This is a genomic window from Streptomyces sp. JNUCC 64, from assembly GCF_054484115.1.
Genome location: NZ_CM137015.1, coordinates 5925355 through 5939090, shown reverse-complemented (window position 1 = coordinate 5939090; position 13736 = coordinate 5925355). Strand labels below are relative to the sequence as shown.

Here is a 13736-nt window from a genome sequence, read left to right as displayed (position 1 = left end):
CCTGCCCGCATTGCCGCCAGCGGAAAGGCCGGTGGTGCTCCCCGCGCGTGCGGGGGTGGTCCGCGCTCGGGCAGGGTGAGCCCGTGATCCGAGTTGTGCTCCCCGCGCGTGCGGGGGTGGTCCCTGGAGGGACGACCGGCCGGGGAGGCGGACCTCGTGCTCCCCGCGCGTGCGGGGGTGGTCCTGGTGCGGCGCACCGAGGAGGACTGGCACCGGTGCTCCCCGCGCGTGCGGGGGTGGTCCCTGGCCCGGCAGAAACGATTCTGCCGGGCCTGCGTGCTCCCCGCGCGTGCGGGGGTGGTCCCTCCTGGGCGCCGTCGTCGTTTCAGGCGCTGTTGTGCTCCCCGCGCGTGCGGGGGTGGTCCGCCGACGGCTCTCGTCTCTTGCCGCGGCCGCCCCGCTTGGATGTCACCCCGGAGCCCTCGCGGCCGGTCAAGCGGCCTGGCCGTGGTGCGGCCAGGGCGGCGAGGCGGGGTTCTACCGGCTGGTGAGGCTGGTGAGGAACGCGGTGTTGGCTTCCACGTCGTGTCCGAGAGTGATCCCGTGGCGGGGGAGCTTGGACAGCCGCTGGACGAGGTCGTCGCGCTGTGCCCGGCTGGTTTCGGTGCTGGCGGGGATGAGTCCGAAGACGTCCGGGTAGCGGTCGTCCGTGCTGGCGGTGAAGAAGTCGGCGGCGTCCAGCTCGCGTCCGTCGTCGACGACGGCCGGGTCCTCGCCCGTGGTGATGCGGGGGAACAGGACGCGGGCGGCCTGGCCTTCGGTGGCCAGGGGCATTCCGAGCCAGGTGCCGATCTGGTCGGGGAAGAACTGGGGCTTGAGTTCCTTGCCCTTCTTCTCGTTCCAGACGGGCTCACGGGTGCCGGAGGTGAGGGCGTCGGTGACGCTCCGGTGCTGGGTGGGGTGCAGCCGTTCGCCCGCGAGGACGCGGTCCCGGACGGTGTCGTAGAGGCCGAGCGCGTCCAGAAGACCGAGCCCGATCGCGGCGGCGGCGGGCCAGGGCAGCACCCGCACGCCGCCGTCCTCGGGGCGTACGAACACCCGGTCGTTGGCCAGCAGCCGCCATCCGGAGCGGGCCAGCAGCAGGCCCGTGGTCGTCTTGCCCGCTCCCTTCCCGCCGAGGGTGAGCACGGCGTGGCCGTCCTTCACGGCGGCGGAGGCGTGGAGGATCGTCCAGCCGTCGGTCAGGAGCTGGGAGCGCAGGAGCTCGCGGGCGAGGCGCGCGGCGGCGGTGGCCACGGGGGTGTCGTCGCCTCCGACGATCCGCAGTCGGCGTTCCCCGGGCTGGTAACGGAAGGCGAGATCGTGGCCGGGTTGGGCGGCGGTCACCGTGCCGTCCCGTTCGCGTCGGTGGAGCATGGACGCTCCGGCGTACTGCGTGCTCTCATGCGGGTGGTCGAGGACGTCGCGGGTCAGCTGGGAGAGCTCGGCCACGTCGACGTCGGCGGCCACGACCGGCCCGGTGACGGGTCCGCTGACCCTGGCGGCGTTCCACCAGGAGCCGAAGTACCGCTGGGACCAGACCGGGATGGACAGGATGCCGCTGGTCACGGTCACGGCGCGGCTGGCCGTGGTGATCCGGGTGGCGTACGGGTTCACGGGGTGGCGTCTCCTTCGAGGCAGTGCCGGATGGTCTGGTAGGCGGTGCGGGTCTTGTGGTCGGCGTCTGTCCGCTGACGCGTCTCGGCGGGGTCGAGGCCGGACGGGACCACGGTGGGCCTGCCCCCGGTGAACCGCAACGGAGTTCCCAGGCAGGAGCCGTCGGGGTTGACGACGGACAGTTCCACCACGGTGTCCACGAGGCCCAGGGCCGCGGTGAGCGCGGTGAGTACCGCCCCCGCCGGGCCGGAGCGGGCCCGGCCGAGCCCCGCGTTGATCCGGCGGGGGCGGGCGGCCAGCTCCGCGTGGACGTCCCGCAGGGGGATGGCGGCCGGAAGTCCGCCGACGCGGGTGGCGGCGGCGCACACCACCGGGTGGTCGCCGTGCTCGCCGACCACCCGGCCCTCCACCGATGCGACGGGCACGGCGAGGAGGCCGGCGAGGGCGAGGCGGTAGCGGGCGCTGTCGGTGGCGGATCCGACGCCGTAGACGCGGACGGCGTCGGAGGCCCGGGTGAACAGCCGGGTCATCACGTCGACCGGGTTGGTGACGATGATCGCCGTCCCGGTGTATCCGGCGAGCTGACGGCCGAGCGCGGCGATCAGGGGCGCGTTGGCTTCCAGTCCGGCCATGCGGACGTCGCGTCCGGCGGTGTTGGTGAACTTCGCCCTCGGGCAGATCACCACCGCGTCGCAGCCGCTCATGGCGGACACGTCGGCGGTCTCGGCGCGGGCGGGGGAGCCGATGACCTGGGCCATGTCCTCCAGGTCGGTGACGAGCGCTTCGGCGGAGCGGGCGCTGCCGGAGGCGATCAGCAGCTTCTCGCACCATCCGGCCGCGGTGATCAGGGTGGCGACCGTGTGGCCGACGGCCCCGGCGCCGATGATCCCCACCGCCCCGGCACGGCGGTTCACCGGCCTGCCGCCGTCGCCGCGTGGTCCAGGGCGAGCCGCCACAGCACCGTGCCGTCCGTCCCCGCCTCCAGGGCCGCGGAGGTCCGCTCCAGCATCGCGCAGACCGCGCCCGCCCGCCCGGTCACCGCCCGGGCGTGCTCGGGCAGCCGCAGCCCCTGAGGGGCGGTGAGGTAGGTGGTGAGGATGTTCACGGTGTCCATCAACCACAGGACCACCAACCGCCTTAGCCAGTCCGCGCGTTCAGCGCGGGCCATGCCGCCGGTGATCGTGCCGGTGAACCGGTCGATCCCGCCCACCGCCGTATGCGTACCGGCCCCCTCGGGCGGCACGGCCACCAGGTGGAGGACGAGCCGGGAGACCAGCTTGCCCAGGTCCGTCGCCGGGTGCCCCGGCGACAGGCCCGGGTCGAGGAAGACCGGACGGCCGCCGTCGTCGGGGAAAAGGGCGTGCTCCGGCTTCAGGTCCCCGAAGACGACGCCTCCGCTGGCTCCCGCGAGGACTCCCCGCAGCTTCAGCAGCCGCGCGACCACCCCTTGGAGGACGGGAGCGGAATCACCCGTCAGGGCGACGCAGGAGGCGGCGCTGATGCCGTTGAACTTCCGGGCGAACGTCGCCGGGACCGAGCGCTCCGGGATGGCCGCCGCCGTCGCCAGGGCCCTGATGTCCGGCTGATCCAGGGCCTCCAGCTCACGCACGACCGCCGCCAGGAAGTCGGCGGTGCGGTGCGGCCGTTTGACGACCAGGTCGGCCAGCGTGGGCCCGTTCACCGGCTCGGTGAACAGGACCCCGTCCGCGTAGCCAGCGATCCTCGGAGCCCTCAGACCGGCGGTCCGCAGGATGCCGTACTGGAGCGTCTCCCGCTCCAGCAGCCCGCCCGGGGAAGCGGTGTAGGCGGTCTGCCGGGCCTTGACCCTGGTCCAGTCTCCGCGGGCACCGCGCAGGACGGAGACGAGCGAGACGCCCAGCAGGGACACCTTCGCGAACAGTGGACGGCCGTCCACCTCGATACGGCGGACGTAGGCGGTCACGGACGGGACGTGCGGGCCGAAGCGGACGGTCGCCCCCGGCCACAGAGCGGCGGCGGTGTGCCCGATCCAGCCGCTGGCGTAGGTCATGAGATCGGCCGGAGCCGGAACAGAGGTGTGCACAGGGCACTCCTTCAGACGAAGGGAAGGACGGGCCCGGCGTCAGCCAGGACCGGGACCGGTGTCGGGAACCGACACCGGCGTCGGGTGGCCGGGGCCGAACACCTCGACGGCCTCAGCCCGCAGGATCAAGGCGGGAGCGCCCAGACCGAGTACGGCGAGCACGGCGAACACCCACGCCCCGGCCGAATCGGTCGACTCGGTCTGGTTCCGGGCGGAGCTCCCGTGCCGCCCTCCGTCCTGTCTTCCTCGCACGGTCATCCAGTCGCCTCCGTCTCCTCCAGGGGTGGCGCGGCGACCCGTTCACGGGTCTCGCCGCCGTGGGGCCGACCAGTCCCCGCGTTCGTTTCCAGCGGGGCACCGGTCGGCGTGAATCCACTCAACCGCCTGACTCCCGGAGGCGGGAGGACCCACCATGTAACCCCGCGTAGTCCCGCGTAACCCAGCCGAGAGAGCCGGACGGCCATGGCACCTGACGGAAACCGCCGCATCGACCACCTCATCCGTGATGCGTGCGAGGAACGGGGGTGGGGCCCCACCAAACTCGCCAGAGAGCTGAGCACCGCGGCAGGCCAGGGCCCGCACGGCATGACCCGCCAGTACGCGCGCAAGCTGCTGAGCGGGGAGCGGACGCCCGGAGAGCACTGGAGGCCGCACGTGTTCCGGGTCTTACGACTGGGTCAAGAGGCCGAATCCTCTGCCCGGACACCCGACTCCGTGGATACCGTGGCCTCGATCCTGGCCCTGGGAAGGAGCGAGAGCATGGACCGCCGCAGCTTCCTGACCGCCTCCGGCGGCGGCACGTTGTCCTTCCTCGGCGTGCCCGACGCCGACGCCGTCACCCGCCGGGTCCGCACGGCCGCGGCGGGCGCCGTCCGCGTCGGCAGCGGAGAAGTCCAGGCCATCCGGCAGATGGTCCAGGTCCTGGGAGACAACGCTGCCGAGTACGGCGGCGGACACGTCCGCCACCTCGCCGTCAGCTACCTCACCCAGAACGTCGGCCCGTGGCTGGACGGCCGCTACACCGAAGCCACCGGCCGCGACCTGTACGCCGCGACCTCCCGGCTCGCCCACCTCATCGGCTGGATGACGCGGGACCACGCCGACGACGAGGCGGCCGCCAGGAGCTACTACGCACACGCCTACCGGCTCGCCGACGAAGCGAACGAACCGGAGCTCGCGGCCACCGCCCTGCGGGGCCTGGCGGTCCAGGCGATGGAACTCGGCCCCCGCCACCACGCCAGAGCCCTGGCCCTAGCGGAGAAGTGCGTCGACCGCGCCAGGGGCCTGAGCGACCCCCGGGTCACGGCCTACTACCAGTCCACCCTCGCCGACGCCGCCGCCCTGGACGGCAACCACAGGCTCGCCACCACGACCCTGACCGCCTCCCGGACCTCCATCGAACGCACCGCCGACGCCCCCACCGGCACCTCGTGGGCCTCCCACTTCACCATCGGACGCTGGGCACACGCCTCCGGGCTGATCCTCGCCCGCATGGGCGACCTCGACGGCGCCCGCGCCCAGCTCCACCAGGCCCTCGCCGTCCACGGCCTCGACCGCCGCCGCACCCGCGCCACCGTCCTCGGCCACCTCGGCGCCATCCACCTCCGCCAGGGCGACCTCGACGGCGCCCTGACCGTCTGGAAGGACTTCCTGGACTGCGCCGAAGGCGTCCAGTCCACCCGCGTGCGGGACTCCGCCGAGGACCTGCGCGTCCGCCTCGCCCGCTACCCCGACGACACGGACGCGCGGAACCTCGCCGAACGCGCGGCAGCCCTCCTGGCCCGGCGGCCCTGAACCGGTTCAGGGGGCGTTCAGCCGTAGTCGGCGAGCCCGGGGCTCCGCTCGTCGGGGCCCGCTCCGCACCCGCCGCCCCGCTGCCCGGTGCGACCAGGAACACCGCGCGCGTCCGCGCGAAGGCCGCGCCTGGACATGCCCGAAGCGGCCCCGGGGCGCGGGGCCGCTTGGTGTGGGTGCTCCCCGCGCGTGCGGGGGTGGTCCCCCGGGGCGGGGGGCGGGGATTTCCACCTCGGGGTGCTCCCTGCGGTGCGGGGGTGGTCCCCTGCGCTTCGAGCGGTTCCTGTCCGAGCGCCGGTGCTCCCCGCGCGTGCGGGGATCAGCGGTTCCGGAGGTGTTGCAGTAGGCGGGTCCTCTCGGGGGATTCCGGCTCCGGAGAGGGGCGGTGTCGCGGTTTGCCGGTTGGTTCGCCGGAGGTGGCCGCGAGGGAACTCCCGATGCGGGGGCTGGGGCGCAGGATCCGTTGCGCGGTCCAGTCGCGGGGCCATGACTGGATCAGGTAGCGCTCGGCGGGTTCCGCGTTGACGCCGTCGGGGTTGAGGCCGCGTCCGTGGGCGTAGACCCTGAGGCGGTACCAGCCCGTTCCCCGGCTCGCGAGGTACGGGGGATCGCCCACCACGTACCCGGGGTCGACCGACATCTCCCCGTCGGGAGAGTGGACGCTGGCCTCGACGATCTCCTCCCAGGGCCCGGGGTCGACGGGCGGGGCATCGGGGTGGTTCTCGGCCCGGACGGTCACGCTGCCGGTGTGGATGCCCGTCAGGATCCACGCCCCGTGGTCCATCGGGGCGAGGAGCCCGTTGGACCATCGCGTCGACTCGACCGCCACCTCCTCGTCGCCGGAGAGGCAGAAGAGCCCGCCGTCCACGTGCACGACAAACGACTTTTCCATGGCGGGGATCCTAGGAGCGCCGAGCGGGCGTCCGGGGGACAGTGAAGAGAACCCGCCGACTCCTGTCGCGTTCTGGGCTGTCGGGGCCGCCCTTCCACACCGAACCCGCTGTTCGACGGCGGTGACCGCGCCGTGAGCGGCGGCCCTTCGGCGGAGGGGTCGTCATCGCTGGGACCGGCGGCGGTTCGTGCGTCGAGTGGGCGCCCTCGGCCGTGACCGCCACCAGTGCCGTTCCCGTCCGTGACTCCAAGGCCCCCGGGCGGTCCCCCCTCACGGTCGCCGCCGTGCCTTCGCCGCCTTCTTCGTCCCGGGCGTCAAGGGCGGGTAGTCCGCAGTCGTCTGACGTGGCGTCGGGGTGGTGTTCCGCGCGGTGGTCGCGGACGGGCGTGGCCCCGCCGCTTCCGGGTGGGAGGGGCGGGGCCGCGGTCAAGGGGCTGGGGGTCAGTCCGCGAAGTTGAGGCCGAGGACGGGCTGGCCCGCCGTCGACACGCCCACGTCGGTCACGTAGATGCCCGCGGGGGAGGTCAGACTTCCGCCGGCCCCGGAGCGCAGGGCGAACACCGCGCCGTTGCGACCGTCCTCGCCGGCACTGCCGACGAGGACGTCGCCCCGGCCGTCGGCGTTCAGGTCGTCCACGTGGACCTCGCCGCCGAACCCGTCGCCGGTCTCGGCGCGGCCCGGGACGCCCGGGGTGTCCTGGTCGAGGAGGCGGGCGCCCCGGGCGGTGATGCCGGAGCCGTTCGCCGCGCCGTACAGGACGGTGACCGCGCCCTGGTCCTTGCCGCCCGGCAGGTCCTCGCCGGGGGAACCGACGACCAGGTCGGGCCGCTTGTCCCCGTTGATGTCGCCGAGGTCGATCTCCAGGCCGAAGTAGTCGTCCTTCTCGCTGCTGCCGGGCACCCCGCCGGTGTTCTGGGTGAACGACTCCCGCTGTCCGTGCGCGGGGCCCCGGCGCGTGCCCTTGCTGATCAGCACCCGGCCCTTCCAGTCCCGGTCCCAGGAGATGCCGAAGACGATGTCCTCGATCCCGTCGCCGTCCGTGTCGCCGACATCGGTGATGATTCCCCCGGAGAGCCGCTGGGCGCCGGAGGTGGTGGCGCCGCGCGAGGAGCCGGGCAGCCAGTAGTTGGCGTTCATCCCGTCGCTCCTGGCGTAGCCGTTGACGAGCAGGTCGTCCCGGCCGTCGCCGTTGGCGTCGCCGGAGCTGAGGGAGAAGGCCCCGTCGCCCGCGCCGTCGTAGAGCGCGGGGGCCAGGGTGTAGCGTCCGGCCGCACGGCCGGAGCGCTTGAAGCCGCCGCGCAGGACGTCGACCTCGGCGGAGTCGCGGGAGATGACCGCCAGGTCCTCCTTGCCGTTGCCGTCGAAGTCGCCCGCCTGCACGCCGAAGCCGAAGCGGTCGTGCTTGCCGGGACGCGGGTCGGTGACGCTCGAACCGCCCTTGAGGCCGGAGGGGGAGCCCCACAGGATCGTGACGCCGCCCCCGTCCTTGTCCCGGCCCACGTCCTCGCCCAGGGCGCCGACGGCCAGGTCGTCGTAGCCGTCGTCGTCGAAGTCGCCGTACGTCGCGCTGCCGCCGAAGCGGTCGTCCTTCTCGGCGCTGCCGGGCACCCCGGAGGTGTTCTGGCTGATCGTGACCTTGCGGGTGGTCGTCGCACCGCCGTAGAGGATGACGATCTGACCGGCCGCCGACCTGCCCGCGACGGTGGCTCCGCTGGCGGAGACGGCGACGTCCGCGTAACCGTCCTTGTTGAAGTCCGCCTCGGAGGAGGCGAGGGGAGCGGCGGCGGCGGGGGCCGCCGCGAAGGTGAGCAGACCGCCCGTCAGCGCGGCCGCGGTGGCCGTGGCGAGGACGAGTCTTGTGCGCTGGTGCATTGAGGGGTCTCCTGCGGTGGGGACGCCCTCGTCGGGCGTCCGGGTCTTACGGCGCTGAGGGGACTCCTGAACACGGGTGAGGGTTGTACGGGAAGTCAGGGGAAATCGGGGAAGTTGGGGAATCCGGGGAGGTTGTTGGGGACCCCGGGGAAGTTGGGGCGCCGGGGAAGTCAGGGGGTCGGGGAAGTCGGGCCCGTTGGTCAGGGGGTGGTGCCCAGGTCGCCCCGGAGGCGTTGGGCGCGGAGGACGAGTTCGAGTTCGAAGCGCTGGTCGGGGTCGTCCACCGCGTCGCCCCACAGTTCCCGGATCTGGCGGAGGCGGTAGCGGACCGTCTGGGGGTGGACGCCCAGGCGGGCGGCGACCTCCGGGGCGCCGCCCCGGGTCTCCAGCCAGGCAAGCAGGGTCTCGGCGAGCCGTCGGCGGTGGGTGCGTCCGCAGTCGGCCAGCGGGGCGAGCGCCCGGCGGGCGAGGTCGTCGACGAGTTCCTCCGGCTGGAGCAGGACGAGGGCCTGGGTGTGCTCGGCGCAGTGCAGGACCTCCCCCGACGGCAGCAGTCCGCGTTCCATCAGCCGGACCGCCGCCTCGGCCCAGCGCAGGGACTTCGCCGCGTCCATGAGCGGGACCGGCGGGCCGATCGCCCCGGACCAGCCGGTCATGGCGCGGCGCAGCAGTTCCGGGCGGCCCGCCGCCTCGGGGTCGGGGACGACCATCCGGGGGCGTTCGGCCTCCATGTCCAGCAGCACGCCCTGGCCGACGGCGGGTGCCACCGCCTCCCGGGCGGGGCGCAGCAGCACCCCCGCCGCGACCCGGGTGGGCAGCGGCCAGCCGATCCGGGCGGCCCGTTCGGCGAGGGTCGCGGCGAACTCCGGGGGGCCGTAGGGGCCGTCGCCGCCCGGGGCGGGATCGTCGGGGCGTTCGGTCAGGAGGAGTTCCATCAGCCGTCGCTGGAGCCGCAGCCGTTCCCCGGCCTGGCGGGCGGCGGCCTCGGCGTAGCCGCGCACGGACGCCTCGACCAGTCCGTCCAGGTACTGGTACCCGGCGTCGGCGAGTTCGTACATGGCGGGTGGCGGGATGTCCACGCGCTGTCCGATCTCCGCGAGGCGGCGCCAGGCGAGGCGGACGCCCAGCCGGTAGATGGCCTGGAGGGAGTCGAGGCTCCGGCCGCCGAGGCCCTCGCCGCGTCCGAAGTCCTGGAAGACCTCGGGCTGGACCCGGGGCGCGCCCTCGGCGGTCTCCATGTGCTGGATGAAGATCTCGATGGCGCGGCGGATGCCGACGAGCGACTTGGGTTCGCCGGAGTCGTCGAGGATGACCGGCAGGTGCGGGTACTCGTGGCGGATCCGGCCCAGGATCTCCTCGGCGAGGACGGGCACCTCGGCCATGGCGAGCGCCGCGAACCGCCGCACCTGGGTGCGGGGCACGTCGTGCCAGGCCGAGAGCGCGCCGCCGGGCGGGCCGGGGTCCCAGCGGGGCGGGGAGGCGGGGGGAAGGGTCACGTCAGCGCTGCGGCGTCCGGTAGGTGACGAGCGGGGTGTTGGGCTGCTCGGGGGTGGCGTCGAGCAGGGCCACGATGCCGAGGGCGGCACCGAGGGCGAGGGCGGCGGCGGTCACCACGGTGAGCGCGGCGGCTAGCGGTCTGGGCATTGCTGGGTCCAGCCTCTCCGGTCGGAAGGTCGTCCCCACCCGGATGTTCCCCACGGTCCATCGGTCCATCGGTCCATCGGTCCATCGGTCCATCGGTCCACAGGGTCCGTCGGGCCACACGGTCCGTCGGGCCGGGAGGTCCGTCGGAACCTGAGGTGTGACGGGCCACGCGGTCCACCGGGCCGAGCGGTACGGGCGGGCCGTGGCCCTGGTCCACGGTCCCCGTGGTCCCCCTGGGGTGCGTCCGCCGTGTCCGCCCCCGGCCCGTCCCCGGTGGTCCGACGACAGGTCCGGGCCGCGACGTTCCGCGGCGACTGGTGCCGGCCCCGACCGGCTGGGGTCAGTGTGGGCAGTGCATTGACACCTAGTCAAGGGTGCGCCTACGGTTCCCGGCCCATACGGCGTCCGCGTTTCCGCCCGGCCCCCTCCGTCGCGTGATCACCCTCCGTCATCGTCCGACGGGGGTCCTCCGCTGCCTTCAGCCCGCTTGAACCGTCAGGTTTTGCCTGCTTTCCTCCGCTTTTCGTAGTGGTGGTTCTTCTGCTCGGCCACCCCTGGGAGCGGGTCGGGTTCCTTCGGCCCCGCTCGTCTCCCCGGTCCTTCCCGCCCCTCCCGACCCCTTGGAGTGCCCGGATGCGTCGCACTGCCTCCCCCGTCTCCCTGGTCCTGCTGGGCACCGGCACCTTTCTGCTGGTGCTGGCCGCCCTGCTCGCCTGGTACGTGGAACCGCGCGCCCAGCGAACCCCCATCGACACCGACACCACCACCGTCTTCACAGGTCAGGGCAGCTATTTCGACACCGGGAAGGTCCGGACCGTCCGGGACGGGAAGCTCACGATCACCCGCAAGGTGCGGGGCGACGTCGCCGACAGCGAGGCCAGCGGACGGGCCGTCTGGGACGTGTCCACGACCGTCGACACGGACGCCACCCTGCCCGCCGCCGACCCGCGCGACGCGCTCCAGTGGTCGCGCGAACGCTGGGTGACCGACCGCCGGACCAACCGTCCGGTGCACTGCTGCGACGAGAGCCCCCGGTTCGAGGGCGAGGCGTACCTGAAGTTCCCGTTCGGGGTGGAGAAGCGCCCCTACCGCTGGTGGGACAGCACCCTGGGCGCGACGGTGGAGCTGGCGTACCGGGGCACCAAGCGGGTCCAGGGGCACACCGGGTACCGGTTCACGGCCACCGTCGACGCGGTGCGCACCGGCAGCCGTCAGGTACCCGGCGTGCTGGTCGGCAAGCCGAAGACCCCGCAGGTCATGGCGGAGGAGTGGTACGCCAACCACGGCATCGAACTGGTCGCCGACCCGCGCACCGGCCGGATCCTGTACGCGGCGATCGGCCCCCGCAAGACGCTGCGGGCGCCCGGCGGGGACACCGACGCGGTGGTGCTGCTGGACAGCGAGCGGATCGCGTTCACCGAGGCCACCCAGAGGAAGCAGGTCGAGCTGGCCGTCGCGGACAACCGGAAGCTGGGCCTGGTGGGCCTGGCGGGTCCGGTGGTGGCCGGGGGGCTGGGTCTGCTGCTGGGGGCGGCGGGGGTGCTGCTGCTGGTGCGGGGCCGCAAGGAGGACCCGGCGCCGGAACTGTCAGCGGCGTGACGGGGCGGGCCGCGCGGCCACGGGGAATTTGTCATACCGGTGAGTAGCCGCGGGGAAGCACTGGGCGAAAACTGTCCATCCCACCCACCACCGTCCCTCACCCCTCGGACTCCCCCGTCCCACCACGTCCGCCGGCCCACCGCGTCCGCCGTTCCTTTCCGTGCCCGTCCCGGCCCCGAACCGGGGGCGCGTCCGGTCCGGTGGCCGCGCCCGCCCCCGTACCCGTACCCACGATCAGTACCCGAGGCCGTTCGCGTCCCGGGCTCCGTCCCCGCACCCGTACCCGTCCCCGTCCCCGTTCGTGTCCCCGGCCCGGTGCCGTCCCCGTCCCCGTACCGGGTGCCGACATCCCGTTCCCGTTCTGGTCCCGGGCCCGTCCCGGTGCCGGTCCCCGTCCCCGTACCGGGTGCCGACATCCCGTTCCCGTTCTGGTCCCGGGCCCGTCCCGGTGCCGGTCCCCGTCCCGTACCGATGCCGTACCGGTCCCGGTGCCGTCCCAGCACCCGTGTCCGTCCCGCTCCCCGTCTCCGTCCCCGTACCAGTCCCCGTGCCGCACCCGTGTCCGTCCCGTCCCCGTCCCCGTCACGCCGACCGTCCCGGCGCCCCGTGCCAGGGGGCCGGACCCTCAGACGAGTTGGAGCGCCCATGCCCCAGCACGTGCCCGCGCCGCCGCACGCGACCGCTCCCCGGTCCGGTCAGCCGTCGGCGGAGCCGCCCGCACCTCCCCGCCGCATCGTGTTCCTCAGCCGCCGCGACCTCGGCAACCCCGCCGCCGGTGGCTCCGAACTGCTGGTCGACCGGCTGGCCGACGGCCTCACCCGGCTCGGCCACCAGGTGACCCTGGTGTGCGGCGGGCCCGCCGCCTACCGGAACTACCGGGTGGTGTCGGCGGGCGGCGACCTCGGTCACTTCCTGCGCGCCCGGACGGCCGTGGCCCGTCAGATCGGTGACTGCGACCTGTTGGTCGAGGTGTGCAACGGCATGCCGTACCTCGCTCCGCTCTGGCACCGGGGGCCCACCCTGTGCCTGGTCAACCACGTCCACACCGCCCTGTGGGACCTGCGCTTCGGCGGCGGTCCGCTGGCGCCCGCCGGACGGCTCGGCCGACGGCTGGAGCACTGGGCGCTGCGCGAGGGCCAGCGGCGGAACCTGATGGTCGCCGTCTCCGGCTCCACCGCCGACGCCCTCGCCGGGATCGGGGTGGACCGTTCGCGGATCCGGATCGTCCACAACGGCGTCGAGCCGCCCGGCCCGCCGCTGCCGCGCTCCCCCGGACCGCTGTTCCTGGCGATGGGGCGGCTGGTCGAGTACAAGCGGATCGATCTGCTGCTGCGGCTGTGGGAACGGGTCCGGCCGGTGACCGGCGGACGGCTCGTCATCGTCGGCGAGGGCCCCGAACGCGCCCGGCTGGAACGGCTCGCCGGGCCCGGCGTCGAGTTCACCGGGCACATCGGCGAACCGGAGAAGCACCGGCTGCTCAGCGCGGCCTGGCTGCTGCTGCACCCCTCCGCCGTGGAGGGGTGGGGGCTGGTCGTCACCGAGGCCGCGACCCGGGGCACGCCCACCGTCGGGTTCGACGTGCCGGGGCTGCGGGACTCCGTCGAGGACGGGGTGACCGGAGTGCTGGCCCGGGGCGAGAGCGCACTCGCCGCCGCCTGGTGCGAGCTGGCGCTGAGCGCTTCGCGGCGGGCCGCGATGGGCGCCGCCGCGCGGGACCGGGCCGCCCGGTACACCTGGGCGAACACCGTGCGGGACTTCCGGGCGGTGGCCGCCGAGGCCGTCGCCGGACGGTTCTCCGGGGAGTCCCCGGGGCCCGGAGTGCCCGCGCTGCCCGGTGCGTTCGGGGCAGCCGCCGGGGCGTCGGAGGGCTCACGGTCCTCTCGGGGTTCCCGGTCCCCTCAAGACGCGTGGTCCTCTCAGGACCCACCGTCCTCCCGGGGCTCCGAGGGCTCCCGGGGCTTCCGGTACCCCCGGGCCGGACGGGGGTGAGGGCCGGTGCGCCTCTCCACTGACGCCTCCGGCGGTCCCGGCCGTCGCCGTGGCCCGCGAGGACGCCGTGGCCCGGTCGACCGGAACGGCCAGGACGCCCAAGGCGGTCAGGGCGGTCAGGGCGGTCATGGCGGTCACGGCGAGCCCGAGGGCCCCGGCCACCCGGTCGGCCCGACCGGTCCGGTCGGTCCGGTCGGCCCGACCGGTCCCGACCGCCGCGCGAACCCGTCCGGCGGCACCCGGACGGGCCGGCCGGCGCGGGATCCGTCCCCGCGCCGGTCGGTCGCC

12 protein-coding genes and 1 CRISPR repeat array (1 of these 13 running past the window's edge) are annotated in these 13736 nt (G+C 74.3%); of the genes, 4 read left to right on the top strand and 8 right to left on the bottom strand.

What is annotated here, in order from left to right; translation table 11 throughout:
* Positions 1 to 366: direct repeats of the CRISPR family, unit length 29 nt; unit sequence GTGCTCCCCGCGCGTGCGGGGGTGGTCCC; it reaches 515 nt to the left of the window's first position.
* 111 nt (positions 367 to 477) lie between these two features.
* Genes ACVWNX_RS24555 through ACVWNX_RS24540 form a run of 4 tightly spaced genes read right to left on the bottom strand, consistent with a single transcriptional unit; the run spans position 478 to position 3916 of the window.
* Positions 478 to 1596 (bottom strand): hypothetical protein, encoded by a 1119-nt coding sequence (locus ACVWNX_RS24555; RefSeq protein ID WP_454409965.1) that lies wholly within the window; start codon positions 1594 to 1596, stop codon positions 478 to 480.
* The gene (locus ACVWNX_RS24550; protein ID WP_454409963.1) at positions 1593 to 2510 is read right to left on the bottom strand and encodes a lactate/malate family dehydrogenase; all 918 of its coding nucleotides are present in this window, start codon (positions 2508 to 2510) and stop codon (positions 1593 to 1595) included. Before ACVWNX_RS24550 ends, ACVWNX_RS24555 begins: the two co-directional genes overlap by 4 nt.
* Positions 2507 to 3658 (bottom strand): phosphotransferase, encoded by a 1152-nt coding sequence (locus ACVWNX_RS24545; RefSeq protein WP_454409961.1) that lies wholly within the window; start codon positions 3656 to 3658, stop codon positions 2507 to 2509. Before ACVWNX_RS24545 ends, ACVWNX_RS24550 begins: the two co-directional genes overlap by 4 nt.
* 39 nt (positions 3659 to 3697) lie before the next feature.
* Positions 3698 to 3916, bottom strand: coding sequence for a hypothetical protein (locus ACVWNX_RS24540; RefSeq protein WP_454409959.1), 219 nt, complete (start codon positions 3914 to 3916; stop codon positions 3698 to 3700).
* Between the two features lie 501 nt (positions 3917 to 4417).
* On the opposite strand from ACVWNX_RS24540, the gene ACVWNX_RS24535 reads away from it, so the two are divergent.
* On the top strand, positions 4418 to 5452 hold the full coding sequence (locus ACVWNX_RS24535) for a tetratricopeptide repeat protein (protein ID WP_454409957.1): 1035 nt from the start codon (positions 4418 to 4420) through the stop codon (positions 5450 to 5452).
* 319 nt (positions 5453 to 5771) lie between these two features.
* On the opposite strand, the gene ACVWNX_RS24530 is transcribed toward ACVWNX_RS24535, so the two are convergent.
* Positions 5772 to 6344, bottom strand: a complete 573-nt coding sequence (locus ACVWNX_RS24530; RefSeq protein ID WP_454409955.1) for a hypothetical protein — start codon at positions 6342 to 6344, stop codon at positions 5772 to 5774.
* A 212-nt stretch (positions 6345 to 6556) separates the two neighbouring features.
* Between ACVWNX_RS24530 and ACVWNX_RS24525 the strand changes: the two genes are divergently transcribed.
* Positions 6557 to 6802 carry a hypothetical protein gene (locus tag ACVWNX_RS24525; RefSeq protein ID WP_454409953.1) on the top strand — a complete coding sequence of 82 codons (246 nt, stop codon included), beginning with the start codon at positions 6557 to 6559 and terminating at the stop codon, positions 6800 to 6802.
* On the opposite strand, the gene ACVWNX_RS24520 is transcribed toward ACVWNX_RS24525, so the two are convergent.
* From ACVWNX_RS24520 to ACVWNX_RS24510, 3 genes are all read right to left on the bottom strand, one after another.
* Complete coding sequence (locus ACVWNX_RS24520; protein ID WP_454409951.1) at positions 6786 to 8216, bottom strand: VCBS repeat-containing protein; 1431 nt, start codon at positions 8214 to 8216, stop codon at positions 6786 to 6788. The genes ACVWNX_RS24525 and ACVWNX_RS24520 overlap by 17 nt on opposite strands.
* A 200-nt stretch (positions 8217 to 8416) precedes the next feature.
* On the bottom strand, positions 8417 to 9712 hold the full coding sequence (locus tag ACVWNX_RS24515; protein WP_454409950.1) for a PucR family transcriptional regulator: 1296 nt from the start codon (positions 9710 to 9712) through the stop codon (positions 8417 to 8419).
* Position 9713: 1 nt separating this feature from the next.
* On the bottom strand, positions 9714 to 9860 hold the full coding sequence (locus tag ACVWNX_RS24510; RefSeq protein WP_454409948.1) for a hypothetical protein: 147 nt from the start codon (positions 9858 to 9860) through the stop codon (positions 9714 to 9716).
* 633 nt (positions 9861 to 10493) lie between these two features.
* Between ACVWNX_RS24510 and ACVWNX_RS24505 the strand changes: the two genes are divergently transcribed.
* Both ACVWNX_RS24505 and ACVWNX_RS24500 read left to right on the top strand, forming a co-directional pair.
* Positions 10494 to 11459 carry a PorA family protein gene (locus tag ACVWNX_RS24505; protein ID WP_454409946.1) on the top strand — a complete coding sequence of 322 codons (966 nt, stop codon included), beginning with the start codon at positions 10494 to 10496 and terminating at the stop codon, positions 11457 to 11459.
* Between the two features lie 645 nt (positions 11460 to 12104).
* Positions 12105 to 13448, top strand: a complete 1344-nt coding sequence (locus ACVWNX_RS24500) for a glycosyltransferase family 4 protein (protein WP_454409945.1) — start codon at positions 12105 to 12107, stop codon at positions 13446 to 13448.
* The last annotated feature ends 288 nt before the right edge of the window (positions 13449 to 13736 follow it).